Here is a 24,592-nt window from a genome sequence, read left to right as displayed (position 1 = left end):
CTGCCGCAAGCCATGGCGCGTCTGGCGCCGGAGTACTCTGACAAGATTTGGCACAACCTTGTCGAAGGCTACAAAGAGGCCTATCACGCGCATCGCCTTGCGCAGGGTGCAGCAAGCTCGCCGCTCTATCCCGGCGCGGTTGACGCTTTGCAAGCGCTGCACTCGGTCCCCGAGTTTCTGCTTGGCGTGGCGACAGGGAAATCCCAACGAGGATTGGACGTGTTGCTGGAAGCGCATGGGCTGAATAGCTTTTTCGTCACCCGTCAGGTCGCAGATCACCATCCGTCGAAACCTCATCCTTCGATGATCGACACTGCACGGCGGGAAACGGGCGTCGATGCCGCCTCGACGGTCATGATCGGCGACACCAGTTTCGATATGGAGATGGCCCGGGCGGCAAATGTTGCAGGGGTTGGTGTAAGCTGGGGGTATCACGACAGATCAACCCTGTCACAAGCTAATCAAGTCATCGATGGTTTTGATCAACTCCCCTCTGCCCTGGGAAATATCTGGAACTGAATACATGAGCGATTGGAAACCGAAGCGGTTTTGGAAAGAAAGCGCCGTAGTTGAGGTCGAAGGCGGATTTACAGTCGAACTCGACGGTCGGCGGGTGAAAACTCCGGCCAAAGCTGGGCTGGTAATGCCAACTGCAGGCATGGCCAGTGAAGTGGCCAGGGAGTGGGATGAACAGGAAACCGTGGTCGATCCAAACACGATGCCGTTTACGCGTTCGGCCAATGCGGCAATCGATAAGGTGCATCATCAACATGCCGAGGTTGCGGACATGTTGGCCGCCTATGGCGATTCGGATTTGCTATGTTATCGGGCAGACCAACCCGAATCTCTGGTCGCAAGGCAGGCTGCACAGTGGGACCCGGCGCTCGATTGGGCAAAAAGTGATCTCGGTGTGAGACTTGTGCCGGTTGTCGGTGTCGTTCACCAGCCACAATCTGTTGCTGGGCTAAAGGGGCTCGGTGAAAAAGTTCATCGGATGAACGACTTTCAGTTAGCAGCGTTTCACGATCTTGTGAGCCTTTCAGGTTCGCTGATTCTCGGGTTTGCAGCTGCCCGGAATTGGCGCGATCCGGATGAGATTTGGCGCATTTCGCGTTTGGATGAACTTTGGCAGGAAGAGCAGTGGGGTCCCGACGAGGAAGCGCTGAAACACGCGGAAGTAAAGCGCTTGGCGTTTTTGCACGCTAAGCGGTTCTATGATCTCGCAGAATAGGTGGAAGCTTTCTGCCAAAACTGATTGACCCAAGGTCAATCGATACCAAAGCGTTATCGATTTCCCATATACTGGTCTTGACGTTTCTTGACGAATGGGACCAAACTTGAGCCCACTAAAGGGGAGAGACCTTTTGGGTAACCTTTCCGGCAAATGGGATTGCCGGTTGAACCGCCTCGGTAAGGGGTGGAAAATCAGGAAGAGGTAAATATGAAAAAATCCGTAATTTTGGGCGCGGCTACGGTTGCCGGTCTGGCTGCAGGTGCCGCAGCGGCAGGAACCATGGACGACGTCAAGGCGCGTGGCAAGCTGAACTGCGGTGTGACCACCGGTCTCGTTGGCTTTGCAGCGCCTGATGCAAATGGGGAGTGGAAAGGCTTTGACGTGGCCGTGTGCCGCGCTGTGGCAGCCGCAGTACTCGGCGATGCCAATGCCGTTGAATTCGTGCCGACCACTGGTAAAACCCGCTTTACCGCCCTGGCATCGGGCGAAATCGACATGCTGGCGCGCAACACCACTTGGACCTTCAGCCGTGACGTCGACCTCAAGTTCGAATTCACCGGGATCAACTATTATGACGGTCAAGGCTTTATTGTGCCTAAAGCGCTGGGCGTAAGCTCGGCCAAGGAACTGGACGGGGCGACCGTTTGTATCCAGACCGGCACCACAACCGAGCTGAACCTGGCGGATTTCTTCCGCTCGAACAACATCAGCTATGAGCCGGTTCCGATCGAAACCAACGCGGAAGGCCAGCAACAGTATCTGGCGGGCGCCTGTGATGCCTACACCACCGACGCGTCTGGCTTGGCAGCCACCCGCGCCACTTTCGAAAACCCGGGCGATCACGTGATCCTGCCGGAAATCATCTCGAAAGAGCCGCTGGGGCCGCTGGTCCGCCACGGTGATCACGAGTGGGGTGACGTGGTTCGCTGGACCCTCAACGCATTGATCTCGGCAGAAGAACTGGGTGTGACCTCGGCCAACCTTGACGAGATGACTGCCGGAACTGACAATCCGGAAATCAACCGCCTGCTGGGTACCGAAGGCACCTTGGGCGAAATGCTGGGTCTGGATGCCGAATGGGCCAAACGCGCAATTGCGGTTGCCGGAAACTATGGCGAAATCTTTGCCCAGAACATCGGTGAAAGCACTCCGATCGGTTTGGCGCGTGGTCTGAACGACCAGTGGACCAAAGGCGGTCTGCTGTACTCGCCGCCGTTCCGTTAAGTGTCACGCTGAAAGGGCGCAGGACAACCTGCGCCCTTTTTTGCACCCATAAAAAACAACAGACCCGGCGATGGGGAGCAGGGAAGAACCCTGCCCGACAAAAAAACCGGGATGTCACGGGGATTACATAGGTCATGACGACTCTCACTGACCCGCCAAAGGAGCAGTTCCGGCTGTCCATGCTCCTTTACGATACGCGGTACCGTTCTGCGACAATCCAAGTTATCGCGCTGATCGGTTTCATGCTTTTGGCAGCCTGGATCATTTCCAATACTATCAACAACTTGGCAGAGCTGGGAAAACCGGTCGAATTCGGCTTCTTCGCGGAACCGGCCAGCTATGACATCAATCAACGCCTGCTGGACTACACTTCGCGCGACACACACCTAAGGGCGGCTTTTGTCGGTTTGCTCAACACACTGGTCGTAGCGGTATTGGGGTGTATCACCGCGACCGTACTGGGGGTGATCATTGGCGTTCTGCGCCTGTCCCATAACTGGATCGTTGCACGCTTGATGACAGTTTATGTCGAGATGTTCCGCAACGTCCCAGTACTGTTGTGGATCGTTTTCATCATGGCGGTCCTGATCGAAACACTTCCATCGCCGCGAGCCTTCCGTGGAGAGAATCCCGAGGCCACGATGATGCTTAGCGACAGCGTGGCGGTTACCAACCGCGGTGTGTATGTCCCAGATTTCCTGTTTTCCAACAGTTTGGGAGATGTCCATCTGTTTGGTGAATCCAGCCTCCGGTTTGATGTCAGCCTCGATCTGATCGCGGTTCTCATCGTTCTTGGCGCTGGTTTTTGGGTTTCAAACTGGCTCAAGCATCGCGCAGACCGCATTCAGGAGGCCACCGGCGACCGTCCGGTGACATGGTGGCAGCGACTAGGCGTAGTTCTAGTGCCGCTGGCAATCCTTTTGTATCTGCTGGGATTTCATCTGGGGTATCCCGAACTCAAGGGCTTCAACTTCATGGGTGGGACACACCTGCGGAACTCGCTGATCGCCCTGTGGCTGGCGCTGTCGCTCTATACGGCCGCGTTCATTGCAGAGATCGTGCGAGCAGGCATCATGGCCATATCCAAGGGCCAAACCGAGGCCGCAGCCGCGCTGGGTCTGCGTTCAAACAAGATCATGAGCCTGGTAATCCTGCCGCAGGCATTGCGGGTGATTATCCCTCCGCTGATCTCGAATTATCTCAACCTCACCAAGAACTCCTCGTTGGCGATCGCCGTGGGCTACATGGACATCACCGGGACGCTGGGCGGCATCACAATGAACCAGACTGGACGTGAACTGGAATGCGTTCTGCTGTTGATGCTGGTGTACCTGACCATTTCGCTGAGCATTTCGGCGGTTATGAACTGGTACAACGAATCCGTAAAGTTGAAGGAGCGTTGAGATGTCTGACATAGGTTTTGTCCGAACTGAAATGCTCCCCGAAAAGGAGCCACCCGCGTCTGAAGTAGGCGCCCTCGGCTGGATGCGCCACAACCTGTTTTCTAACTGGTTCAACTCGATCCTGACCATTTTGGCGATCTTCTTCGTCTATAAGATCCTTGCAGGGCTGGTTCCGTGGATTCTCTCTCCGACTTGGGATGCTGGTTCGTTGTCGGAGTGTCGGGAAATCCTGCATAATCTGGGCCGTGAAGGTCATTACGCCGGCGCGTGCTGGGGTGTGATCCATGAGCGTTGGATCCAGTTGATCTTTGGCTTCTACCCGGCAGAGCTGTATTGGCGTCCAATTGCGACTTTTGTCCTGTTGGGGGTGGCTTTGGCGCCGGTTCTGTTTGCCGACAAGGTGCCGTCGAAACTGCTGATCTTCACAGCGCTTTACCCGTTCATCTTCCCCTGGCTTTTGTGGGGTGGAACGATCTGGGGGCCTCTGGCGGCCCTGCTTGGGTTCGTTATCGGTTGGTTCGTCTATACCGCCGTTAGCAAGGCGACCAGCAATCTACTGGGCATCATCCTGGGGGTGTTGGCGGCCGTGATCTGGTGGGTCGTCGTTTCCGGGTATTTTGTCGAAACAATGAACTCGATTGCTGCAATTGGCATTGAGCCCGTGGAAAGCCGCAAATTCGGGGGCTTCATGTTGTCGATCACCATCGGCGTTGTAGCCATTGGTTGTTCGTTGCCGCTGGGCATTGTTCTGGCGTTGGGCCGTCAATCTGATCTGATGATCGTCAAATACCTGTGTGTGGGCTTTATCGAGTTCATCCGGGGCGTGCCTCTGATCACGTTGTTGTTCGTGGCATCGACACTGTTGAACCTGTTCCTACCGCCGGGGACGAATTTCGACATCATCTTGCGTGTGCTGATCATGGTGACACTGTTCGCCTCGGCCTATATGGCCGAAGTGATCCGGGGTGGTCTCGCTGCCCTGCCGCGTGGCCAGTATGAAGGCGCGGATTCGCTTGGCCTCAACTATTGGCAGGCGCAGCGTCTGATCATCATGCCTCAGGCACTCAAGATCTCGATCCCGGGTATCGTTTCGACTTTCATCGGGGTGTTCAAGGACACCACGCTGGTTTCGATCATCGGACTTCTGGACCCTCTGGGCCTCAGCACCGCAACACGCGCGACGACTGAATGGAATGGCATCGTATGGGAACTTTATGGCTTCATCGCCTTGATGTTCTTTGTCTTCTGCTTCTCCATGTCCCGCTATTCCATGTATCTGGAGCGCAAGCTCCACACTGGCCATCGCTAAGGAGGGCCCAATGTCTCAACTTGCTGTAGATCGTGAAATCGACCGTTCAAAGATGACGGTCAGCGACGAGGTCGCTATCGAGATCACCAATATGAACAAGTGGTACGGGTCCTTTCACGTGCTGCGCGACATCAATCTGACGGTCAATCAGGGCGAACGTATCGTCATCGCGGGTCCGTCAGGGTCCGGGAAATCCACCCTGATCCGATGCCTGAACGCGCTGGAAGAACACCAGCAGGGCAAGATCGTGGTGGACGGAACGGAACTGTCGAACGACCTCAAGAACATCGACAAGATCCGGTCGGAAGTTGGCATGGTGTTCCAGCACTTCAACCTGTTTCCACATCTGAGCATTCTGGAAAACTGCACTTTGGCCCCGATCTGGGTGCGCAAGACGCCCAAAAAAGAGGCCGAAGAACGGGCAATGCACTTTCTGGAAAAGGTGAAGATCCCGGAACAGGCGGACAAGTATCCCGGTCAACTTTCAGGTGGTCAGCAACAACGTGTGGCGATTGCCCGTTCGCTCTGCATGATGCCGCGGATCATGTTGTTCGACGAACCCACTTCGGCGCTGGACCCGGAAATGATCAAAGAGGTGCTCGACACCATGATCGAATTGGCCGAGGAAGGCATGACCATGCTATGCGTCACGCACGAGATGGGCTTTGCACGTCAGGTCGCCAACCGTGTGATCTTTATGGATGCAGGTCAAATTGTGGAACAGAATGAACCGGAAGAGTTCTTCAACAACCCAAAGAGCGACCGAACCAAGCTGTTTCTCAGCCAGATCTTGGGTCACTGATATTTGGTTGGGGAAGCCCATTCTATTTCGACAAAAGGGAGGGCGGGGTTTCCCCGCCTTTCTCATTCCAGAAGGTCGCGTGGGACGACAAAATCCATCACTTCGCCGGTGCGTTTGCCGAGATCGTGCCAGTTACAGATTGGAAACTCGATAGTCGTGGTTGCGCATGTAGGATAGTCGAAGAATCGAGCATGAGCAGGCGCTTCCTCGACAACACTCCTGGCGAATGTGGCAATGCCAGGATTGTGGCCCAGCAACAGAACTGTCCGCCCGCTGGCTTCGCGCAGAACGTCAAATATCTGTTGCGGCGATGCGTGATACAGCACGTCCGTATAGTCGGGTTCGGGCGTGTCGAAACCCATTTCCTTCCAGGTTTCGCGGGTGCGTCGCGAAGATGAACTGAGAACCTGATCCGGCTGCCAGCCTTTGTCTCGCAGCCAAGTTCCTATCGCTTTTGCGGATTTTTGACCGCGTTTGTTCAGAGGGCGGTCGAAATCCTCCTGAAACGGATCGTCCCAGCTGGATTTGGCGTGTCGGGTCAGGATCAAGGTGCGGGTCATCGGGGATGAAAATGCTGCATGTGATGTGCGGTTTGCGCCGGATTTCGTTCTGCCCCAGCACTGAGTGGGCAAGCCAGACGGGCGGTACAACCTTGTGTCATGCAGGTTTGGCCGCCCTTGGTGTCGAGATAGCTGTGACAGGCATCCACTTGGTAGAAGGTGTCTGAATTCAACGCACCCACCGGGCAGGACGTGGAGCAAGGGGCACTACATGTAATACAGGGCGAGGGCGCATATGTCGTGGGAATGGCGAGTTCACGGTCAAACCAAAGAGCCCCCCGATATGAGATCATCATGCCCACCGTGTCATGCACCAGAGCGCCAACTGGGCTTTGAAAGGCCCGCCCGGATTTCAGCGCCCAATCAATGAATGGCTCGTAAGGGGGGCCGCCAAAAGGAAATCGCGCTTCGGCGCCCAAGCTGTCGGCCATGTCGCCGATGACGCGGGCCGACCAGCGATCGACCGGATCAGGGTGGCCATCCTTCCCTTCGGGCGCAGCTTGAAAAACGTCCCAAAATTCAGGTCCTGTCCCCAGCAAGATCAGGGTGCCCGAGTCAAGACCTTTGGCCTCGCTTCTGCAAGGATGCTGGGCACCCATCACGATCAGCCGAGCTGTGTGAGCAACCGCTTCGATTTCGGAATAACTCACTTGTTCCGAAACGGCAGCCAAAGACTCCACCCCAGTCGTGCTGGTCGGTCGTCCTGCCATTTCAGGCCGACAGTCATCGCGCCGTGCCCGCGTTTCGGCTGCGCCACATATGTTCCCAACATCCGATCCCATATCGACAGGGCAAATCCGTAATTGCTGTCGTGCTCGTCCCGCAGCACCGAGTGATGAACACGATGCATGTCGGGCGTAACCAGAACCCTACGCAGAACCGCGTCAACGGCAAGCGGAAGTTTCAGGTTCGAGTGATTGAATAGTGCCGTCCCGTTCAGCAGGATTTCAAAAATCAGCACCGCCAGTGCACTGGGCCCCAGCAGGTAGATCAGCCCGATCTTCAAGAGCATGGAAAGCGCAATCTCGACCGGGTGAAAACGGATGGCAGTAGTCACGTCCATGTCACGGTCGGCATGATGAACCCGGTGCAATCGCCACAGGACCGGAACTTTGTGCGTGATCAGGTGCTGCGTCCATATCGCAAAGTCCAGTATTAGAACCGAAACTATGACCTCGATCCATCCGGGCCAATTGACAGTATTGAAAAGGCCCCAGCCATTGCGGTCGGCATCCAATGCAGCACCAACTGCCAGCAACGGCATGCCGATGGCCATGAGGCGCAGCAGGACGCTGTTCAGCACCGTGATCGACAGATTGGTCAGCCATCTTCGAGATCGCGCCAATTGCCTTGCACGACGCGGCGCCAGCGTTTCGGCGCCCGCGAACAGGGTAAAAAGGGTCAGGAAAACACCCAGACGAATGGCGGCTTCATTTTCCATACATTCACACTTGAGCATGTGAACGAAAAGCGCAAGCTTGGAACCGTCACGAAATCGTCAATCCGGGCGAATCAACGACCCTGCGCCATGTTCAGTGAATAATTCCAGCAAGACTGCGTTTGGCGCGCGACCGTCCAAAATGACCACCGCTCTCACGCCACTGTGCAATGCATCAAGCGCGGTTTCCGTTTTGGGGATCATGCCACCTGCGATGGTACCCTCGCGCGTCATCTCGCGAATCTGCCCGGCTTTCAGTTCGGTAACCACCTCTCCGGCGGCGTTCTTGACGCCCGAAACATCAGTCAGCAACAACAGGCGGTCGGCTTTCAAAGCAGAAGCAATTGCCCCGGCCGCAGTATCGCCGTTGACGTTGAAAGTTTCGCCGTTTCGGCCTGCGCCCAGGGGTGCGATCACCGGAATGATGTCATGGGCGAAAAGGTTGTGCAGCAATTTGGGATTCATCAGCGATGGTGTGCCGACAAATCCCAAGGAGCTGTCGGTCTGGTCGCATATCATCAGATTGGCATCCTTGCCCGATAGCCCGACCGCCATACCACCCTGGGCATTGATCGCCTGCACGATTCGCTTGTTCACCACGCCGGACAGCACCATCTCCACTACTTCGACGGTAGCCTGATCGGTGACCCGCTTGCCATTTACGAATTCGGACTGGATATCCAGCTTGTCCAGCATTGCGTTGATCATCGGGCCGCCACCGTGCACGATGACCGGATTTACTCCGACCTGACGCATCAAAACCACATCGCGGGCGAAGCTTTCCATGGCCTCGTCGCTGCCCATGGCGTGACCACCCAGCTTTATGACGACGATGGCTCCGTCATAGCGTTGCAGATACGGCAAGGCGCTGTTCAATGTGGCGGCGGTTGCGATCCAGTCCCGGTTCATGTCTCGTGTCTTCATGGCTTAGGTCCCTTTGACGAACCGTGTTAGGGCCTTTGGGTCAGGCTGCCAAGACCCTGTGATTGCCAATATTCGCTGTGGTTATTCCAAATGTGCGATGATTGAGCGTAGGGTCGCAATGCCATCTCCCTTCTCTGACGAGGTCAGGACAATCTCGGGAAATGCGGCGGGGTGCTTTGCCAGCGCGGAACGTACCTGTGACAGAACCTTGTCACGATCATTGGCCTTAACCTTGTCCGCCTTGGTCAGCACGCATTGAAAGGTGACGGCGCTTGTGTCGAGCAGTTTCATGATCTCGTCATCGACCGGCTTCACCCCGTGGCGAGCGTCAATCAGCACAAAGGCCCGTCTCAGCGTTTGCCGCCCGCTAAGGTACTGTTTCAGGAGCTTTTGCCACTTCTCGACTATCTTGAGCGGTGCGTTGGCGTAGCCATAGCCAGGCAGGTCGACCAGATACAGATCGGGGCCTTGGGCAAAAAAGTTGACTTCCTGAGTACGTCCCGGCGTGTTCGACGCCCGCGCCAGCCCCTTGGTACCTGTGAGCGCATTTATCAGGCTCGACTTGCCTACATTCGAGCGGCCTGCGAAGCAGACCTCCAGCCGGTCAGGTTCGGGCAGGCCAGTCATGGCAACCACGCCCTTTACGAATTCCGACGGCCCGGCAAAGAGCTTTCGCCCGGCCTCTTGGGCCAGCGCGTCAGGGTCTTCAGCCAGGGGAAATGGAAGGGCGGTCACAGAGGCACTACCTTATCGTTGAGACGGATGGAGCCGCCTTTGAGGACTTCGGCGCGAACACTGAAATCACGATGCCCCCAGGTTTCGAGTGTTTTTAGCGGGTCCGCATCGTGAACACCTGTTTCGGGGTTGGTCATTGTCGATGGGCATCGCACCGTCCGTTCCCGAACGCGGAGAACCGCATCCCCGATTTGTATGTTGCGGTTGATCCAATCGAACTCTTCCCAAGGGGCCAGCCCATCAAACCAAATGTTGCCGCGCCAACGCAGTATTGACAGTTCTCGTCCCATCTTTTGCTCGACCGCCTGATGCGAAGCCATGTTGCACAGGGTAACGGAGGGAAAATCACTATCCGTCATGCCGCGGCCCGGCGCGCGGATGATCCGGGCTGACGCGGCTCGATTTTCGGGCATCAGTGGGCGCACCCAATCCAGAAATACGTCCGCCTCGACGTCGGGCGCAAAGGTCAAATCCGGTCGTTGTGGGTGGCTCAAAGTAACCCGGTCGCCTTCCAAGCGGGCGGTTATGGCCATTAGTGCAGGAACTTTTGCGACCCGACTGAAATTCACGCAAGGTGCCCATGTGGTGCCGTCCGCTTTTGACATCTCGTGGGCAACGGCCCAAACACGATCCCCGGGCATGGTCTGCCCGGGGGTCAATGTCACGTCTTTCAAAGCTTCGCGGCCATGACTTTTGATTGGATGCCGCCAGAGGCTGGTGACGACTCCACTCATTTTTTATCCGTTTTCGGCGTTTTCTTGAAGCTGGATCTAATGTTGCCAAACACGTCGGGGGTATAGCCGTGACTGCGCATAATGATGTATTGCTGCGTGAATGTGATCGTGTTGTTCGCGATCCAGTACACCACGAGTCCGCTGGCGAAACTACCCAGCATGAACATGAAGACCCATGGCATCCAGGCAAAGATCATCGCCTGCGTTGGATCGGTTGGCGCCGGGTTCAGCTTTTGTTGTACCCACATCGAGATACCCAGAAGCAGTGGCAGGATTCCAATCAGAATGGTTGCCATCAGCGTTCCTGGCTCGGGGCCGGCCCAAGGCAGCCAACCGAAGAAATTCATGATCGAGGTCGGGTCCGGCGCGCTCAGATCCTGGAACGGGCCGAACCAGGGGGCCTGACGCAGTTCGATGGTGACAAAAATCACCTTGTAGAGCGAGAAAAAGATCGGGATCTGCAGTAGAATCGGAAGACAGCCCGCGGCAGGGTTAACCTTTTCCTTCTTGTAGAGCTCCATCATTCCCTGCTGAAGCTTTTGGCGGTCGTCGCCAGCGGCTTCTTTCAGGGCTTCCATCTGCGGCTGCAATTCCTTCATCTTGGCCATCGACACATAGGATTTCAGCGCCAGCGGGAACACGATTGCCTTGATGATCAGGGTCAGACCGATGATTGACCAGCCCATGTTGCCGATCAGCTGGTTGATGTTGTGAAGCAGCCAGAAGATCGGCTTGGTCAGGAAAAAGAACCAGCCCCAATCGATGCTGTCGATAAATTTCTGAACGCCCTGGGCCTGGTATTCGCGAATGGTTTCCCATTCTTTTGCTCCGGCGAACAGCCGCGTGGTGACCTCGACAGAACCGCCGGGGGCGACTGTCAAGGTCGGCAATACGGTTTCGGTTTGGTAGATCTTGCGGCGATCATCATATTTTGCGGCGGCTTTGAATGCCGTACCCTCAGCGGGGATCAGCGTTGTCATCCAATAGTGATCGGTAAAACCGATCCAGCCGCTGTCCTTGACCTGGAAGACCTCAGCCTGCGCGCGTTCGTTCGGATCAACGTCGAAATCGCGCACGTTCTTGTATTTGATCTCCGAAAGCGTTCCGTCGGTCATCCCGATGACGCCTTCATGTAGGATGAAGAAATTCTTCAAACCGGGCAGGTCGGCGTCCTCGCCAGTTCCGTGTCGGGCCAGAATACCATAGGGTGCCATGCCCACTTCGGCCTGTGAGGCGTTTTCGACGGACTGGGTCACGGTGAACATGTAGTTTTCGTCGACCGAGATTGTCCGACGGAAGGTCAGGCCCCGGCCATTGTCCCAAATCAGCGTAACCGGGCTGTCAGCGCTCAGCGTTTCGCCCTTCTCCAAGCTCCACAGGGTATTGGGGCCGGGTAAGTCAGTGCCGGTAACACCTGCACCCGGCGCCCAGCCATAGAGCGCATAATAGGCCGATTGCGTTCCTACTGGGGACATCAGTTCTACGATCGGGGAGTCCTTGGCCAGAGAGACCCGGTAATCCTTCAGTGACAGCTCGTCGATCCGACCGCCGGACAGCGACAGGCTGCCGGTCAGGCGTGGGGTGTCAATCTTGACCTGCGGTGCTTCTGCTTCGGGCTCGGCCTCGGCCGTGACGTTGGTCGCGGGCGCCGACCCGTCCGTGCTGACGGCACTTGGAGTTTGAACGCCATCGCTTTCGATCGTGCTTATAGCGGTCTCATTGGTGGGAGTTTCGGGTTCCGGAGGAGGGAACAGCACGAACCACACAAGGATCACTAGAAAGCTGAGCACGGTTGCGAGGATAAGGTTCTTGTTCTGATCGTCCATCTGGGACAGCCACCTTGTGCTTTGATTGACACCGGTGGGTTCAACAGAGTGCAGCCCAAAAGGTCAAGCAGATTCGCCCTGAAAGTCACCGGTAATCCGCCGTAAAGGACACGGAATGTGAAAGAATCACCCGGTATCGCGCCCAATTTTCGGTGTCTCCTGCAGTTTAGTGTTGTGAACGGACAACCAATCCAACGTCTGCCCAAACGGCATGGGGCGCCCGATCTCGAACCCCTGAACGTGGCCGCACCCCAACTGCGCGAGCACTGAATGTTCTCCCGCAGTCTCGACGCCTTCTCCCAGCGTTTCAAGATTCAGCCGTTCGGCAAGTGAGAGAACCGCAGTCAAAAGCTGCCGCTGCGCAGGGTCACGATCAACACGAGTTACAAAGGAACGATCGATCTTGATCCGTGAGATATTGAAGCGTTTCAGAGAAGCGACCGAGGCATGCCCGGTTCCGAAGTCATCCAGGTCGATCCAGCAACCCAGATTGTGCAACTCTGCAATGTTGCGCGCCACGATGTCTCCTGGTGTCTTGCTAATCACTGTTTCAAGAACTTCTACGGTTAGCCGACCTGGCGTCAGATCGAACTGATCCAGATCCCACCGAATCCTGTCCACCAAACCCGGGTTGTGCAACTCGTCTGACGAGAAATTGACCGTGATACGCGGCACGTCTGCCCCGGCTTTGTCCCAGGCGACCAGTGCGGCAAGGGCACCACGCAGGATGTTCTGCCCGAGGCGTTCCATCAAACCCGCCTCTTCGGCGACGGCAAGAAAGGCACCGGGGCCAAGAATGCCGCGGTTCGGATGTTCCCACCGGGCCAAAGCCTCGAATCCGGTCAGTTTGCCTGTGTTCGTCGAGATTTGTGGTTGAAACCACGGAACGATCTGGTTGCAATTCAGGGCGTGCTGAATATCCCGCCGCAGATCCGCCCGGGTGGTTATCCTGTTACGTGTGTCGGAAGTGTAGGCGCGGATTGACGAAGGGCCATTTTGTCTGGCTTCGTTCGAAGCCGCTATCGCGGCGCCGATCCATTCTTGCGCGCCGTGACCTAGTGCGCGCCGATCGAGGCAGAAACCAAGGGAGCATGAGACATAGATGGTTGTTCCGTCCAGCGATATCGGGTCTTCGATCCCGCTTTGAATGCGCCCCGCCAATTGTATGCAGTGTTCCAGATCCAGCTGACTTACAGGTGATACACAGACAGCAAATTTGGCGTTCCCGAGGCGGGCGACGATATCCTGACTGCGAACCGTTGCCAAAATGCGTTCACCACTGCGTTGGACGATGGTGTCGACGGCCAATGTGCCGTGCCGTTCTTCGATTCGATCGAGGTCGTCCAGAACGATTATGAAACACGCCGATTCCTGCCCGCTGGCCCGCAGGCCTGCGAGTAACTCTGCGGCCTTGATTTGGAATTCATCCCTTTGAATAAGACCGGTCACGCGGTCGCGTGAGTGATTCTGTTCGGTGGGCCAACGCCCCAGTGCACCCGCAAACGCGAATACTAGCGGCAAGCCAAGAGAGGTCAGGAGCAGCGCGCCTTCGCCGCCTAGCCAGAATGCACCCAGAGTGATCGCGGGTAGAAAAGCGAGAATGGCCGGTCCGTTCAGCACTGCAAGAGCTCGACCACATAACCGAGTGAGCAAAGAATGTATCTGCATCGTTTCCTTGGCCTCGTGTTAGAGCATCGTACGCTCTGACTGAACCTAGGAAACCTCTCTAAGTGAGACGTTAACGCAGTAACGGAATTTCGTCTGGATCCTCAGATTTTTTTCCAACCTGAGCCACAAGCCCTTGAAAATCGAACAGTTTCGGATCCAGCATATGCGAAGGACGGATGTTGGTGAGTGCTCGGAACATGACCTGCCGGCGTCCCGGGGTGTTCTTCTCCCACTGGTCCAGGATCTGTTTGACCTGTTGACGCTGCAATCCATCCTGACTGCCGCACAGGTCGCAGGGAATGATGGGATAATTCATCTGGGTCGCAAATTTCTCGCAATCTGTCTCGGCGACATGGGCTAGCGGACGATAGACGAACAGGTCGCCTTCTTCATTGACCAGCTTCGGAGGCATTGTCGCCAAGCGCCCGCCGTGGAACAAGTTCATGAAGAATGTTTCCAGAATGTCATCGCGGTGATGGCCAAGAACGACCGCCGAACACCCCTCCTCACGTGCAATCCGGTACAGGTTTCCACGTCTCAGCCTTGAGCAAAGGGCGCAATAGGTTCGCCCTTGCGGAACTTTGTCGACCACCACCGAATAGGTATCCTGATACTCGATGCGGTGGGGTACGCCCATGCGTTCCAGAAACTTGGGCAGTACAGTTGCGGGAAAACCCGGCTGTCCCTGATCCAGATTGCAGGCCAACAGCTCGACCGGAAGCAGCCCGCGCCATTGCAATTCGTGCAATACTGCCAACAAGGTATAGCTGTCCTTGCCGCCCGACAGGCATACCAGCCATTTGGCACCGCGATCCACCATGCCATAATGCTCGATCGCTTCGCGTGTTTGACGCACGATGCGTTTGCGCAGCTTCTTGTACTCGGTGGTCGAGGGCGCGCCGGTAAAAAGCGGGTGGATATCATCGGGTTCGTCGAGCATTTGCTGGCTGTACTAGGTTTGCCGGAACCGGGCAAGGGCATGCGATTGTCGTTCATGATAGGAAAGGCAATGGTATGTCAATTTCGCTTCGGTCGGGCGAATTCGCAATCGCAATATACTCATTTGGGTCCTATAGAAGGATGGATAAAGCCTGGCGGTCCGAGGTCTAACCGGGACGGTGCGCACTATACCGTCAATGGAATGTGCCGAGCACAAAGGTCGGATCAGTCAGCGGGTGCTACGACGGATAAGAGGAAATCGGATGGCAAAGGCCGTTGTGATCGGCGCGGGACCGGCGGGACTGATGGCTGCCGACGAACTGGCTATCGCCGGTCATTCGGTTTTTGTTGCAGAAGCAAAACCCTCGGCCGCACGAAAGCTCCTTATGGCGGGCAAGTCCGGTCTAAACCTAACCAAAGACGAAGCTTTCTCTGACCTAATCAGCGCTTATGGTGATGCTGCCGATTGGCTACGCCCGATTGTTTCGGAAATGGATTCTCAGGCGGTTCAGGATTGGGCGCGGAGATTGGGGCAGGAATTATTTACCGGGTCCACCGGGCGGGTGTTTCCGGTTGCAATGAAGGCATCTCCCCTTTTGCGAGCGTGGTTGTCCCGCTTGGACCGGTTGGGTGTTCGATTGCAACCGCGGTGCCGTTGGGTCGGATGGGATGGTGCCGATTTGGCTTTTGAAACGCCTGAAGGACGGCACCGTGTCGCTGCTGACGTCACTGTGCTTGCGATGGGGGGCGCCAGTTGGTCGCGCTTGGGCTCGGATGGGGCATGGGCGCCCTTGCTGGCCGCGCAAGGTGTGAAAATTGCTGAGTTCGCACCGGCAAACGCCGGTTTGCTGGTTGCGTGGTCAGAGCATATGCGACCCTTGTACGGCGAGCCAATCAAGGGCGTCGCTTTGAGTGCGGGAGGGTCGCGAACACGAGGGGAAGCGGTTATTTCTGCGCGGGGGCTGGAAGGTGGTGGTATCTATGCAATCTGCAAGGCGGTTCGGGAAGGCGCGCCCTTGCAAATGGATCTGTTGCCAGAGGTATCGCCTGCAGTTCTCACGCAGCGACTGGCAAAACCGCGAGGAAAGCTCAGCCTATCGAACCATTTACGCAAGACATTGAAGCTTGGGCCGGTACGAACCGCATTGCTAATGGAGTTTGGGAGGCCGCTTCCCGATGGTCAGGAACTCGCCGACCTTATCAAGTCCTTGCCCATTCGCCATGCGGGTTTGCGCCCTTTGGATGAGGCAATTTCGACCGCGGGTGGCGTCAGCCGCACAGCATTTGATGGTGGGTTGATGTTAAAGGCACTTCCCGGCGTTTTCTGTGCCGGGGAAATGCTGGACTGGGAGGCACCCACGGGTGGGTATCTGCTGACGGGGTGCCTGGCCACAGGCCGCTGGGCCGGTCGGTCCGCCGCCGCGTGGCTGCACCATACCAAAAGGGATCAGGCAGGTTGTGTCAATGCGCCCATGCGTTGAAACGCCGGACGACTGCGCATTTCCTTTGCATAAGCTTTGAGGGTGTCCGAATTCATGGGAAAGCCCGCGTTCACGGCCCAGTTCATGCAATGAACACATAGTATGTCGGCAATTGTCATTTTGTCGCCCTGCAGAAACGGGCCTTTGAACCGATCAGCCATCCGCACATAGTTGCGGTTGTATTCCCATTTTGCGGTTTCGATCACCTGTGGAACCCGTTGTTCTTCCGGCAGAACGAACATATGCCGGGCCGCCACCCATAAAATACTATCGAAGTCGTCGAGGAGGGTGAAAAACAACGAATCCTGTTCGGCGCGCTCCTTGGACCCAGCGGGATAAGTGAAGCGTCCATGCTTGTCGGCCAAATAAGTCATGATGGCCGAACTGTCGGTTACGACTGTCTCGCCATCCACTAGCACCGGGACCTTACCGGATGCATTCAGTGCCTTGACCTGCGGGTCATGAGGGCCGACGTCGATGAATTCGTACTCTTGTTCCAACTCCTCCAGAAGCCACAGAACTCGCGATGCACGGCTTTTGATGCGACCATAGATCTTGTACATGATGATTTCCCTGCCAATCTGTTCGCCCTTCAATCTGGGAACGCGAGCGGTCACGTCAAGCCAGACGCTTCGTCAGAACACCTCAGCGTGAACGCGCCAACATCGCAAGCCGGATCATCGCCCGTTCAACCAATGCCATGGCGGGGGCCGTCTGACCGGCCGAGCGCAAGGCAAGGTCGGTGTCGGTGAGAACTGTCAGTGCAGTTTCCAGTTTGCGGGCACCCCAGTTATGTGCCTGCCGCAAGATGCGATCACGGCGTTTACCGTAAATCGGTGGTCTCAGCTTGCCGATCCCCTGGGCAGCGCCGCCAGGGTCGGAAGCACAAGCATAAAGCGTCCGGAAATGCCGGGTCGCGCCAATGCAGAGGCTAACGGCGTTTGTTCCTTGTGCCTGCAGGCGGCGGATCAATGGGCCGATTTCACCTGACTTGCCCTCGGCAACCACATTCAGAACGTCGTCCAGCGCGGCCTCGGTGGATTGAGGCGCGCAGGCTTCGATGTCTGCAATAGCAAGTTCTGATTCGTCGCCGCGTTTGTAAAGTGCCAGCTTTTCGACGGTTTGGGCGAAATCTCCCGGTCCAAGCTCGGCGGCAAGATCGGTCAGGGCAGCCATCGATTCGCGAGGTACATTTGCGATCCCAGCATGCGTCAATGTTCGCTCGATCTCCGATCTGGAAGGTGGGTCGTCATAGATTCCAACCGCATAGGCGTTGGGATGCGACTCGAAGGCCTTTCGAATCCTGGAGGTAGCCTTTAATTGGCCGGCGGTTACGACAATCTGGGCATCGCCCGGGGACCACTCCTCCAACGCTGCCAAGATGGATTGGGCTGCTGCATCTGTTGCGTCCTCGACAAATGCGGCACGCGGGCCGGGAAAGAATCCTACAGCCTTTACGGCATCCAAAAGCTGGGCGGGTTCTCCGCGTAAGTCACTTCCCGACATTCGGGACAGCCTCATTTCCTCTTCGGAATTCGGTCCCAGCAGTGCGACAATCATCTGCTGCCGTTTCAGCGCGACGCGCATCGTGTCCGCACCATAGATCAGAATACCTGCCTTATCGGAGTCCGGTCTGGCGAAATACCCTTCGGCCTCGCGCGGACTGAGCTTCATGGTGACACTTCTGCGGTTGCATAAAGCTGGGCGGTCAGCTGATCAGCCAGTATGGTCATGAGGCGCCGGCGCGCATCGCGTTCAGACGCCAAAGTATCGACCGTCGAGCCGGTCGCGGAATAACCGACAAAGTTTTCGACGTCTCCGGATGCGACGACACCGCCATTTGTTGACTGAGTGAGAGAATATTTAACTCTACCGACAATCGTGTACCGGGTCGTTTCATTGGTCGACGTAATAGCTTCGCCTTGGGTGAAAGTCGAAAGGTCGACTTTTAGCTTGTAGTCGCCGCCAGATACCGCGCTGCGCCCCAACCGTTGTTCAAGATCCTCAACCAACAGATAGGTTTCGACGGAGTTTGGAGCCGAAACTTCGACCCGCCCATATAGGGCTGATCCCGCCCCGCCCGGAGCATAAACCGGTTGAAAGCCGCAGCCAGCCAGCGCCAGCGGCATCACAAGCAATGTTCTGCGATCAAACAACGACATTCACGATCCGGCCCGGAACAACGATAACTTTCTTCGGCGCGTTGCCATCCAGCGCCTTTTGGACAGCTTCGGTGCTGAGCGCGATATTTTCAACCTCGGCTTTGTCCATATCTTTTGGTACGCTGATTTCCGCGCGACGCTTGCCGTTGATCTGGATTGGCAATGTGACGGTGTCATCAACCAGCATCATCTCGTCCGCGACGGGCCACGGGGCAACGGCCACAAGGCCCTCACCGCCCTGATGCGCCCAGATATCTTCCGCCAGATGTGGCGTCATCGGCGACATTAGCTGGGCCAATGTTTTAATCGCCTGTTTCTGAGCCGCCGCACCGGCCTTGGATTTTGCCAGTGTATTGGTGAAGGCGTACAGTTTGGCGATGGCTGCGTTGAAGCCAAAGCTTTCGACACCCAATGTCACGTCGCGGATGGTTTTGTGCATCTCGCGCAACAGGTCCTCATCGCCTTCGCCCGCTGCATCGGCCTCCATGGCGCCGATCCTGTCGCAGAGATTCCAAACGCGGCTTAGGTGCTTGTGCGCAGCCTCCGCTCCGGCGGCAGTCCATTCAACGTCCCGTTCGGGTGGCGAATCGGACAGTACAAACCAGCGCGCGGTATCGGCGCCAAAAGCCGAGATGATCGATACGGGATCAACCACGTTCTTCTTGGACTTGGACATTTTCGCCGAAGGAATTACTTCGACCGTCTCACCTGTCAATTTGAGTTTTCCGTCCTCGACATCTTCGGGCAGGTGATAAACAGGGCGGCCCTTGTCGTCGCGCGTCTGGTAAATCTCATGCGTCACCATGCCTTGTGTGAACAGCGCGTCGAACGGCTCGATGGCCTTTTTCGGCAGGTGGCCGGTGAGGTTCATCGCCCGCGCAAAAAAGCGGGAATAGAGCAGGTGCAGGATCGCGTGTTCAATGCCGCCGATATACTGGTCTACATTCATCCAGTATTCCGCCTCGGTCAGATCGGTAGGCGTTTCCGCACGCGGAGCGGTAAAGCGCGCGAAATACCACGACGAATCGACGAAGGTATCCATCGTATCGGTCTCGCGACTGGCTGGTGCGCCACAAGACGGGCAAGTGCAATCGCGCCAGGTCGGGTGGCGGTCCAGCGGGTTGCCCGGTTTGTCGAATGTCACATCGTCGGGCAGGCGGACCGGCAGGTTTTCTTTTTTCTCGGGCACCACACCGCAGCTTTCGCAATGCACGACGGGAATCGGGCACCCCCAATAGCGCTGGCGGCTGAGGCCCCAATCACGCAGGCGGTATTTGGTGACACCCTCGCCCCAACCGGCTTTTTCAGCAAAATCGACGGTGGCGTTGATCGCCTCTTCTCCTGTCGCTTCGGTCAAGCCTGCGAAATGGTTCACCCAGCGAACTTTCTCGGTTTTCGGCGGGACGAATGCAATCTTGTCGACCGGTGTGTCGTCATCCAGCGCAAAGAATGTATCGACCACGGGCAAGCCGTATTTCCGGCAGAAGTCGAGGTCGCGCTGGTCATGCGCAGGGCAGGCAAAGATTGCGCCAGTGCCGTAATCCATCAGGATGAAATTGGCGATCCAGACCGGCAGTTCCCAGCTCGGGTCCAGCGGGTGCTTGACCTTGATGCCTGTATCAAAGCCCAGCTTTTCGCCAGTTTCGATGGCTTCTTCCGTGGTGCCACCTTTGCGGCATTCGGCCACGAATTCAGCCACTTCGGGGTTTTCGGCTTCCAGCTTTTTTGCGATCGGGTGGTCGGGCGAGATGCCAACCAAAGATGCGCCCAGCAGCGTGTCGGGGCGGGTTGTATAGACGGTGATCGGATCGTTGCCGTCAGTGCGTTCAAAGCCGAATTGCAGACCACGGGATTTGCCGATCCAGTTCTCCTGCATCAGGCGTACTTTGGCGGGCCAGTTGTCCAGAGTGTCCAGCGCGTCGAGCAACTCTTCGGAATAATCCGAGATCTTGAAGAACCACTGGGTCAGTTCGCGCCGCTCTACCAATGCGCCCGAACGCCAGCCACGACCATTTTCAACCTGCTCGTTGGCCAGAACGGTCATGTCGACCGGGTCCCAGTTCACTACAGCGTTCTTGCGATAGACCAGCCCGGCATCGAGCATGTCGAGGAACAGCGCCTGTTGCTGGCCGTAATATTCCGGATCGCAGGTCGCGAACTCACGTGACCAGTCGATGGACAGGCCAAGTGGTTTCATCTGGTCGCGCATGTCGGCGATGTTGCTGTAGGTCCAGTCCTTCGGATGACCACCAATGGCCATCGCGGCGTTTTCCGCTGGCATCCCGAATGCATCCCAACCCATCGGATGCAACACGTTGTGGCCGGTGGACAGCTTGTAGCGCGCGATGACATCGCCCATCGTGTAGTTGCGCACATGTCCCATATGAATGCGGCCCGACGGATACGGGAACATTTCAAGCACATAGTATTTCGGCTTGTCGGCGCTGCGGCGCGCGGTGAAGATCCCGGCCTTGTCCCAGGCTTCTTGCCATTTTGCTTCGATTTCGGTGGCGGAGTAGCGCGACATCGTGCGGTCCTTCGTGAATGAAAACGCCGGGTCAGGGCCCGGCGTGGTATTAGAGCGATTTCGCGCCGGATTCTAGAGTTTGTCGTCGGCAATACGAAGCTGGCGCGCGCGGGACAGGATTGCATCCTCGACCGCACGCGAGGTCGCGGGGCTGACGGCACCACCACCGCTGGTTTGCAGCGACACCGACAGGGAACGTGCATCGAGTGCCGGATCCTTGATATGCACTGTTGCACGATACGAGCGGCCACCTCCGGGAGGTGTGCCGTATCCTGTGACAATTACCCCGGTGAACGGATCAACGGATTGAACCGGAAGGAAATTCAGCACATCGAAAGAAGCGGCCCACAGGTACTTGTTTACGTTGCCCGCGCGTTCGGTCTTGTCCGGACCGAAGAGATCCCAAAATGACGACTTGGCCCGATCTTGAGAGGCTCTGACGTCGTCATTGAAATCCAGCGAGTCGGTTGGCTGCGGGGCTGAGGTGGCCGTAGGATTCGCGCCGCAGGCGGCGACACCAAGGGTAAGCGTGATGGGCAAGATGAATTTGAGGCGCATCTGCAAGAGTGTCTCCAGTCCCGAATTCCAAAACCGCGGCCACTCTATTCTTGTCCATATGTGCGGGCAAGGGCGTTTCGGCAACCGCAGGTAAACTGATGGGCATCGTTGGATATCCTACGACGTTGGACGCGGCCAAGGCACAGACTGTGGCAAAGCTGCACCATCCGGGACGACTTTGACCCGGCGCTGGTCACAAGGCTTGCCAAAACAGGGGGGAAAGAGCGAAACCCCTGTCCATACCCACGCCGGATTCTCCGGTTTGGGCGAATGATTGAAAACCGAGGGAAACACGATGAAAAAAGTTCTCTTCGCAACGACTGCGCTGATCGCCACCGCAAGCATGGCAGCCGCAGAAGTTCGCATCAGCGGCTATGGCCGTTTTGGTCTGGACTATAACGACGCCAACGAAAACGCTGTCGGCGTTTCGGAAACCAACATCACCAGCCGTCTGCGTCTGCAGTTCGACATGTCGACCGAAACCGACGGCGGCGTGACTCTGGGTGCCCGCCTGCGTGCTCAGGCCGAAAACCGTGATGGCATACCTGGTGCAGCCAGCTGGAACGGCCCCCAGTTCTTCGTGGCTTATGAAGGCCTGCGTGTGAACGTTGGCAACATCTGGGGCGCGATCGACAACGCACCCGGCCTGTACCTGCCCACCATCTCGGTTGGCACCGGCATCGACGGCATGGGCTTCTTCAGCCTGCCGATCATCGGCGCAGCTTGGGACTCGTTCTCGTCGGCTGGCGCTGGCAACAACGGTGTTGAAGCTCTGTACACTGTCGGCGGCTTCACCGGTCACGTGTCGTACTCCCAGCGTAACGGCGGCTCGGTTGCCGGTTCCGCTGGCGGTGAAAACCGCACCGGCGTCATGCTGACCTACAGCTTCAACGACTACTTCGTCACCGGCGCGTACCAGGCTTCGTCTGACGGCCCGGTTGCCGACACCGGTGAAGAGCTGAACGATGGCCTGTGGCTGATCGCAGCCGGCGCTGACTGGGGTCAGTTCGGTGCTCAGATCGCATACGGCCAGACCGAAGCAGCCGACGCAATCACCGTTTCGGGTAACGTTGACATCGGCGCAGCCAGCAACCTGCTGCTCTGGGTCCAGAATGCTGACTCGAACAACCTGGCTGCGGGCGGCACTGCAATTCTCGCAGACGACGGCACCAGCTGGGGCCTGAACTACCAGTACGACCTGGGCGGCGGCGTGACCTTTGTTGCCGGTTACGTTGACTCTGCAGTCGCAGACAGCAGCCAGGTTCAGGCCGGTGTGTACTTCAGCTTCTAAGCTGTACACCGTCTAACGGTACTGAATATGGGCAGGTCTTCGGACCTGCCCTTTTCTTTTTTGCCCACATGGTGTTTTTCTGCTGCCAGTGAGCAGAACGAGGAAAACAATGCCCCTGCAAGACATAAGCGACCGTATTGCCAAGGCCGAGGCCGCCGCAAGCCGCCCTGTCGGCTCCGTCAAACTGATTGCGGTGTCCAAGGTTCAGCCGAATGAGCGCGTCGAAGAGGTTTTGCAGCAGGGTCACCGGTGTTTCGGCGAAAACCGGGTACAAGAAGCCGCAGGCAAATGGCCCGAATTCATGGAACGGTATGATGGGATCGACCTGCATCTGATCGGCCCGTTGCAGACCAACAAGGCGCGGCAGGCGATGGAGCTTTGCCATGCCATCCACTCGGTCGACCGGCAGAAACTGGCCAAAACCATTGCGCGGTTGGCGCAGGAAATTGGCCAATGCCCGGATCTGTTCGTTCAGGTCAACACCGGCGAGGAAGAGCAGAAGGCCGGTGTGATACCCGCTGCGGCAGACGCATTCATTGCCGAATGCCGTGCTCTGGATCTGCCCATTCGCGGATTGATGTGCATTCCGCCCGTCGACGAGGAGCCGTCGCTGCATTTCGCGCTTTTGGCCAAGATTGCGGAGCGCAATGGCTTGACCGGCCTGTCGATGGGAATGAGTGACGATTTCGAATCGGCAATCGCATTGGGCGCGACACATGTCCGCATCGGCTCGGCGATTTTTGGCGAGCGTGTCAAGCCGAAGGGATGATCAGGCGCGTTCCCGGTGTGATACGTTCCGCGATCCAGCGCAAATGGTCGCGGCGAAAGGCCACGCAGCCTTCGGTCGGGTAACCCGGACGACGCCACTGATGGACAAAGATGGCCGAGCCGCGCCCCGGTACAGCATTCGGCCAGTTCCAGTCCGTGATCAGTACAAGGTCATACAAAGGGTCGGCACGACGCAGCCGTTCGTGATTGAACCGATAAGGGTCTTGGACCAGATGGTTGTATGACGCATCCCGAACGTCATCCGACCATAGGTCGCGCGGGCCAATTGGCCGCGCCCACGAAGCTGGGCGGCAGATACGGTCTGCGCGATAGAGCATTCCAACGATTCGGTGGATGCCGGTTGGGGTTGCGCCATCCCCCTCTTGCTTTTTGTTGCTTAGCCCACCTTTGCCGATCGAGCAGGGAAAATGCCGCCCGCGAAACCGAACACCCATTGGGTTGAGTACGAGGTCGAACGGGGTCACAAAAGATGACCGGACTTGGCGGCTTTGGTCGCCAGATACCCGCGATTGTGTGCGGTTTGGCCAACTTTGAGCGGGACCCGTTCGGTCACGGCGATCCCAGTTCGTTCCATCATCGCTATCTTGGCCGGGTTGTTGGTCAGCAATCGAACCGATTTGAACCCCATTGATTTCAGGATATCCGACCCAAGCCGGAAATCTCTTTCGTCATCCTCAAAACCAAGCCTGTGATTGGCCTCGACCGTGTCAAACCCCTGATCCTGCAGGGAGTAGGCGCGCATCTTGTTAGCCAGACCAATTCCGCGCCCCTCCTGATTAAGATACAGCAGAACGCCCGTTCCCTCGGCCCCCATCTGAGCCAGCGCGCCGCGCAGTTGCGGCCCACAGTCACATTTCAGACTGCCCATGAGGTCCCCGGTAAAACAAGCAGAATGCAATCGGGTCAGCACGGATTTTTCACGATCTGGACGGCCGATTTCGATTGCATAGTGCTCTTCGCCGCCGTCGTCAGGACGAAAGACATGCAG

General features: G+C 57.1%; 25 protein-coding genes. 9 read left to right on the top strand and 16 right to left on the bottom strand.

Translation table 11 applies throughout. From position 1 onward, the window contains the following. The 6 genes from AC2FLX_RS18980 to AC2FLX_RS18955 all read left to right on the top strand — a co-directional run. Positions 1 to 519 (top strand): HAD-IA family hydrolase (locus AC2FLX_RS18980; RefSeq protein WP_496875499.1); only part of this gene is annotated, 519 nt, incomplete at its 5' end. A gap of 4 nt (positions 520 to 523) precedes the next feature. Next, positions 524 to 1,231 carry an ATP12 family chaperone protein gene (locus AC2FLX_RS18975; RefSeq protein ID WP_496810980.1) on the top strand — a complete coding sequence of 236 codons (708 nt, stop codon included), beginning with the start codon at positions 524 to 526 and terminating at the stop codon, positions 1,229 to 1,231. 210 nt (positions 1,232 to 1,441) lie between these two features. Continuing rightward, positions 1,442 to 2,458, top strand: coding sequence for an amino acid ABC transporter substrate-binding protein (locus AC2FLX_RS18970; RefSeq protein ID WP_480750377.1), 1,017 nt, complete (start codon positions 1,442 to 1,444; stop codon positions 2,456 to 2,458). 134 nt (positions 2,459 to 2,592) lie between these two features. Continuing rightward, the gene (locus tag AC2FLX_RS18965) at positions 2,593 to 3,861 is read left to right on the top strand and encodes an amino acid ABC transporter permease (protein WP_480750375.1); all 1,269 of its coding nucleotides are present in this window, start codon (positions 2,593 to 2,595) and stop codon (positions 3,859 to 3,861) included. A gap of 1 nt (position 3,862) precedes the next feature. Then, entirely contained in the window at positions 3,863 to 5,170 is a 1,308-nt protein-coding gene (locus AC2FLX_RS18960; RefSeq protein WP_480750374.1) for an amino acid ABC transporter permease, read from the top strand. A gap of 10 nt (positions 5,171 to 5,180) precedes the next feature. Continuing rightward, entirely contained in the window at positions 5,181 to 5,972 is a 792-nt protein-coding gene (locus AC2FLX_RS18955) for an amino acid ABC transporter ATP-binding protein (RefSeq protein WP_480750373.1), read from the top strand. A 62-nt stretch (positions 5,973 to 6,034) separates the two neighbouring features. Here AC2FLX_RS18955 and AC2FLX_RS18950 read toward each other — a convergent pair whose 3' ends face one another. The 9 genes from AC2FLX_RS18950 to ttcA form a co-directional block, all read right to left on the bottom strand. Then, a complete protein-coding gene (locus tag AC2FLX_RS18950; protein ID WP_480750371.1) occupies positions 6,035 to 6,532 on the bottom strand; it encodes a SixA phosphatase family protein in 498 nt (165 codons plus the stop codon). After that, a complete protein-coding gene (locus AC2FLX_RS18945) occupies positions 6,529 to 7,212 on the bottom strand; it encodes a ferredoxin (protein WP_480750370.1) in 684 nt (227 codons plus the stop codon). Before AC2FLX_RS18945 ends, AC2FLX_RS18950 begins: the two co-directional genes overlap by 4 nt. Further along, entirely contained in the window at positions 7,179 to 7,973 is a 795-nt protein-coding gene (locus tag AC2FLX_RS18940) for a sterol desaturase family protein (RefSeq protein WP_496747666.1), read from the bottom strand. The genes AC2FLX_RS18945 and AC2FLX_RS18940 overlap by 34 nt, the downstream gene beginning before the upstream one ends. 57 nt (positions 7,974 to 8,030) lie before the next feature. Further along, on the bottom strand, positions 8,031 to 8,894 hold the full coding sequence (argB, locus tag AC2FLX_RS18935; protein WP_480750367.1) for an acetylglutamate kinase: 864 nt from the start codon (positions 8,892 to 8,894) through the stop codon (positions 8,031 to 8,033). A gap of 81 nt (positions 8,895 to 8,975) precedes the next feature. Next, positions 8,976 to 9,629, bottom strand: coding sequence for a ribosome biogenesis GTP-binding protein YihA/YsxC (yihA, locus tag AC2FLX_RS18930; RefSeq protein ID WP_496747668.1), 654 nt, complete (start codon positions 9,627 to 9,629; stop codon positions 8,976 to 8,978). Further along, complete coding sequence (locus AC2FLX_RS18925; protein ID WP_496747669.1) at positions 9,626 to 10,363, bottom strand: MOSC domain-containing protein; 738 nt, start codon at positions 10,361 to 10,363, stop codon at positions 9,626 to 9,628. The genes yihA and AC2FLX_RS18925 overlap by 4 nt, the downstream gene beginning before the upstream one ends. Next, entirely contained in the window at positions 10,360 to 12,189 is a 1,830-nt protein-coding gene (yidC, locus tag AC2FLX_RS18920; RefSeq protein WP_496875498.1) for a membrane protein insertase YidC, read from the bottom strand. The genes AC2FLX_RS18925 and yidC overlap by 4 nt, the downstream gene beginning before the upstream one ends. Before the next feature lie 126 nt (positions 12,190 to 12,315). Continuing rightward, complete coding sequence (locus AC2FLX_RS18915) at positions 12,316 to 13,809, bottom strand: putative bifunctional diguanylate cyclase/phosphodiesterase (RefSeq protein WP_496811423.1); 1,494 nt, start codon at positions 13,807 to 13,809, stop codon at positions 12,316 to 12,318. A gap of 118 nt (positions 13,810 to 13,927) precedes the next feature. Further along, positions 13,928 to 14,797, bottom strand: coding sequence for a tRNA 2-thiocytidine(32) synthetase TtcA (gene ttcA, locus AC2FLX_RS18910; protein ID WP_496811424.1), 870 nt, complete (start codon positions 14,795 to 14,797; stop codon positions 13,928 to 13,930). Between the two features lie 262 nt (positions 14,798 to 15,059). On the opposite strand from ttcA, the gene AC2FLX_RS18905 reads away from it, so the two are divergent. Beyond that, complete coding sequence (locus AC2FLX_RS18905; protein WP_496811425.1) at positions 15,060 to 16,277, top strand: TIGR03862 family flavoprotein; 1,218 nt, start codon at positions 15,060 to 15,062, stop codon at positions 16,275 to 16,277. Here the strand turns inward: AC2FLX_RS18905 and AC2FLX_RS18900 are convergent. The 5 genes from AC2FLX_RS18900 to AC2FLX_RS18880 form a co-directional block, all read right to left on the bottom strand. Beyond that, entirely contained in the window at positions 16,244 to 16,840 is a 597-nt protein-coding gene (locus AC2FLX_RS18900; RefSeq protein ID WP_496811426.1) for a glutathione S-transferase family protein, read from the bottom strand. The two genes, AC2FLX_RS18905 and AC2FLX_RS18900, sit on opposite strands and share 34 nt — an antisense overlap. 82 nt (positions 16,841 to 16,922) lie before the next feature. Beyond that, positions 16,923 to 17,951, bottom strand: coding sequence for a DNA polymerase III subunit delta (holA, locus tag AC2FLX_RS18895; RefSeq protein WP_496811427.1), 1,029 nt, complete (start codon positions 17,949 to 17,951; stop codon positions 16,923 to 16,925). Beyond that, entirely contained in the window at positions 17,948 to 18,439 is a 492-nt protein-coding gene (gene lptE, locus AC2FLX_RS18890) for an LPS assembly lipoprotein LptE (RefSeq protein WP_480750352.1), read from the bottom strand. Before lptE ends, holA begins: the two co-directional genes overlap by 4 nt. After that, positions 18,426 to 20,966 (bottom strand): leucine--tRNA ligase, encoded by a 2,541-nt coding sequence (gene leuS, locus AC2FLX_RS18885; protein WP_496811428.1) that lies wholly within the window; start codon positions 20,964 to 20,966, stop codon positions 18,426 to 18,428. Before leuS ends, lptE begins: the two co-directional genes overlap by 14 nt. A 72-nt stretch (positions 20,967 to 21,038) precedes the next feature. Beyond that, entirely contained in the window at positions 21,039 to 21,524 is a 486-nt protein-coding gene (locus tag AC2FLX_RS18880; RefSeq protein WP_496875500.1) for a DUF3576 domain-containing protein, read from the bottom strand. A 295-nt stretch (positions 21,525 to 21,819) separates the two neighbouring features. Here AC2FLX_RS18880 and AC2FLX_RS18875 point away from each other — a divergent pair, with 295 nt between their 5' ends. Next, complete coding sequence (locus AC2FLX_RS18875; protein WP_496810671.1) at positions 21,820 to 22,815, top strand: porin; 996 nt, start codon at positions 21,820 to 21,822, stop codon at positions 22,813 to 22,815. 109 nt (positions 22,816 to 22,924) lie between these two features. After that, on the top strand, positions 22,925 to 23,584 hold the full coding sequence (locus tag AC2FLX_RS18870; protein ID WP_496810670.1) for a YggS family pyridoxal phosphate-dependent enzyme: 660 nt from the start codon (positions 22,925 to 22,927) through the stop codon (positions 23,582 to 23,584). Here AC2FLX_RS18870 and AC2FLX_RS18865 read toward each other — a convergent pair. Together AC2FLX_RS18865 and ribA are read right to left on the bottom strand one after the other, a co-directional pair. Next, positions 23,568 to 24,068 (bottom strand): L,D-transpeptidase family protein, encoded by a 501-nt coding sequence (locus AC2FLX_RS18865; protein WP_496810669.1) that lies wholly within the window; start codon positions 24,066 to 24,068, stop codon positions 23,568 to 23,570. The genes AC2FLX_RS18870 and AC2FLX_RS18865 overlap by 17 nt on opposite strands. Further along, positions 24,065 to 24,592 (bottom strand): GTP cyclohydrolase II (gene ribA / locus AC2FLX_RS18860; protein ID WP_496875497.1); only part of this gene is annotated, 528 nt, incomplete at its 5' end. The genes AC2FLX_RS18865 and ribA, both read right to left, overlap by 4 nt.

Source organism: Ruegeria sp. YKSF57 (assembly GCF_059612585.1).
Note: the sequence above shows the minus strand (reverse complement) of the source record. Positions and strands in the feature narration are given on the sequence as shown.

Coding starts and splice junctions, on each gene's coding strand:
- AC2FLX_RS18975 (WP_496810980.1), top strand. CDS start 524: ATGAGCGATTGGAAACCGAAGCGGTTTTGGAAAGAAAGCGCCGTAGTT.
- AC2FLX_RS18970 (WP_480750377.1), top strand. CDS start 1,442: ATGAAAAAATCCGTAATTTTGGGCGCGGCTACGGTTGCCGGTCTGGCT.
- AC2FLX_RS18965 (WP_480750375.1), top strand. CDS start 2,593: ATGACGACTCTCACTGACCCGCCAAAGGAGCAGTTCCGGCTGTCCATG.
- AC2FLX_RS18960 (WP_480750374.1), top strand. CDS start 3,863: ATGTCTGACATAGGTTTTGTCCGAACTGAAATGCTCCCCGAAAAGGAG.
- AC2FLX_RS18955 (WP_480750373.1), top strand. CDS start 5,181: ATGTCTCAACTTGCTGTAGATCGTGAAATCGACCGTTCAAAGATGACG.
- AC2FLX_RS18950 (WP_480750371.1), bottom strand. CDS start 6,532: ATGACCCGCACCTTGATCCTGACCCGACACGCCAAATCCAGCTGGGAC.
- AC2FLX_RS18940 (WP_496747666.1), bottom strand. CDS start 7,973: ATGGAAAATGAAGCCGCCATTCGTCTGGGTGTTTTCCTGACCCTTTTT.
- argB (WP_480750367.1), bottom strand. CDS start 8,894: ATGAAGACACGAGACATGAACCGGGACTGGATCGCAACCGCCGCCACA.
- AC2FLX_RS18925 (WP_496747669.1), bottom strand. CDS start 10,363: ATGAGTGGAGTCGTCACCAGCCTCTGGCGGCATCCAATCAAAAGTCAT.
- yidC (WP_496875498.1), bottom strand. CDS start 12,189: ATGGACGATCAGAACAAGAACCTTATCCTCGCAACCGTGCTCAGCTTT.
- ttcA (WP_496811424.1), bottom strand. CDS start 14,797: ATGCTCGACGAACCCGATGATATCCACCCGCTTTTTACCGGCGCGCCC.
- AC2FLX_RS18905 (WP_496811425.1), top strand. CDS start 15,060: ATGGCAAAGGCCGTTGTGATCGGCGCGGGACCGGCGGGACTGATGGCT.
- AC2FLX_RS18900 (WP_496811426.1), bottom strand. CDS start 16,840: ATGTACAAGATCTATGGTCGCATCAAAAGCCGTGCATCGCGAGTTCTG.
- holA (WP_496811427.1), bottom strand. CDS start 17,951: ATGAAGCTCAGTCCGCGCGAGGCCGAAGGGTATTTCGCCAGACCGGAC.
- lptE (WP_480750352.1), bottom strand. CDS start 18,439: ATGTCGTTGTTTGATCGCAGAACATTGCTTGTGATGCCGCTGGCGCTG.
- leuS (WP_496811428.1), bottom strand. CDS start 20,966: ATGTCGCGCTACTCCGCCACCGAAATCGAAGCAAAATGGCAAGAAGCC.
- AC2FLX_RS18880 (WP_496875500.1), bottom strand. CDS start 21,524: ATGCGCCTCAAATTCATCTTGCCCATCACGCTTACCCTTGGTGTCGCC.
- AC2FLX_RS18875 (WP_496810671.1), top strand. CDS start 21,820: ATGAAAAAAGTTCTCTTCGCAACGACTGCGCTGATCGCCACCGCAAGC.
- AC2FLX_RS18870 (WP_496810670.1), top strand. CDS start 22,925: ATGCCCCTGCAAGACATAAGCGACCGTATTGCCAAGGCCGAGGCCGCC.